Source organism: Gordonia sp. i37 (assembly GCF_002043085.1).
In the GTDB taxonomy this organism is placed as follows: domain Bacteria; phylum Actinomycetota; class Actinomycetes; order Mycobacteriales; family Mycobacteriaceae; genus Gordonia; species Gordonia polyisoprenivorans.
Genome location: NZ_MVPX01000682.1, coordinates 1 through 316 on the forward strand (window position 1 = coordinate 1; position 316 = coordinate 316).

Below are 316 nucleotides of genomic sequence, written 5' to 3' on the forward strand. Positions count from 1 at the left end.
CTCACCCGAAAAAACTTTCGACAACCTCTTGCCAACCCGACAAACCCGGCATACACTCGAACACAACATCACGCAAACACGCGTTCGCTAGCGCCGGGGGGTGAGAAATGATGGTCGACGCCGCACTGCCCGACGTGTCCGGTTTGTCGACCACCCAGAAACTCGCCCTCGCCCACCGTGTGGTTGATGCGCTGGCGTCGGATGATTTGACCGGGCTGTCCAACGACGACCTGGTCACCGTCGCTCAGTCCACCGAACAGTTGATCACCCGCGTCACCGTCCAAGGTGATCGGCAGATCGTCGAATTCTCCGACCG

General features: G+C 59.8%; 1 pseudogene. It reads left to right on the plus strand.

The features are described 5' to 3' along the window. Positions 1 to 110 precede the first annotated feature (110 nt). Positions 111 to 316, plus strand: a pseudogene (locus B1964_RS29575) (HNH endonuclease); the annotation flags it as partial.